We start from the raw sequence: 1145 nt of genomic DNA, 5'->3' as shown, positions 1-1145 counted from the left end.
ATCCAGCCATAAAAATAATCGGCAATCACCTTCCCGCCCGTGGCCGGCAACGGATGAATCTTGTCCGGGCCGATCATCGCGCTGGCGTAGCGTTTGACGTCGGGGCCGAACGCGCATTGCAGGTTGGCAAAACCGAGCTGCTGCTCACGCGCCCACGGCTCGAGCACCTGTGCATAGGCTGACATCGGGTAAGCGCTGGAGCGCGTGGTGTCCTGACGCATGATCAGGTTGATGCTCGCCGCCGGCTGAATCTCGCGCAGCATGCTCACCAGGCCCTGAACGTTTTGCAGGTACTGCGCAGGTTTGACGCCGAAACCCTGATCGTTGCCGCCGAGCATGATCAGGTAAACGTCGGCCGGAATCTTCGACACCACCGCTTTCCACTGCGCCTGCCACTGTGGATCGGCGTGATAGAAATCCGCCGATGCCGCGCCGGAGGCCGCCAGTTTCGACACCCGAATGCCCTTCTCATCATTCGTCATCCAAAGGCCGAACAACGTGGGCGCGCCCTTCACCACTTCCAGTCTGAATGACCAGTCTGCGGCTGATGGTGCGCTGGGCAGCGCGACTTCCTGAACGCCTGAGCCTGCCAGTTTCAACGGTTGCCAGGCTTGCGCGGGCGACCAGCGATAGCGCAGCTCGTCCGATTCGCCATTGCCCAGATACAACAGTTTCGCCTGAGTGACCGTGGTATCGATGCGCGGCGAAGGGCTGGCATCGACTTGCAACCAGGCGCCGGGTTTGCCGCTGATCGTGCGACTGTCCGGGCTGGCCTGGCCCAGCGCGGAAACCTTCCAGCCGCCGCCGAAGTATTTGTCGCTGCTGCGGGTGTATTTGAAATGCGTGCCGCCCAGCGCCGCGCCGTGGTTGAAACCGACGTAACCGGGGCCAGCGAAACCCACCTCGGCGGCCACTCGCTGCACCAGTTTGTTCAGGTAGAAATCCTGCCCGGCGGTGTAGCTGTCGCCGATCACCGAAACCGCCAGCACGTTGCCGGCCTTGCCCTCGCGCCACTGCGCAAAGCGCTGGCGGGCATCGTCTATCGTGATGGCCGAGGTGGCGACGGGTTGAGGGGCGTCTACTGGCATCATTGAATATTTCCTTTGTCCGGGATGGCCCCTTCGCGAGCAGGCTCGCTCCCACAA

Annotated in this window: 1 protein-coding gene; it reads right to left on the bottom strand. The window is 62.5% G+C overall.

What is annotated here, in order from left to right:
* The coding region (locus tag D6877_RS25760; protein ID WP_130912533.1) for a GDSL-type esterase/lipase family protein at positions 1-1091 on the bottom strand (1091 nt) is incomplete at its 3' end.
* Positions 1092-1145: the final 54 nt, after the last annotated feature.

The organism is Pseudomonas sp. Sample_9, assembly GCF_004307535.1.
Taxonomy (GTDB): Bacteria; Pseudomonadota; Gammaproteobacteria; order Pseudomonadales; family Pseudomonadaceae; genus Aquipseudomonas; species Aquipseudomonas mercuritolerans.
This window is presented reverse-complemented; position numbering and strand designations above follow the sequence as displayed.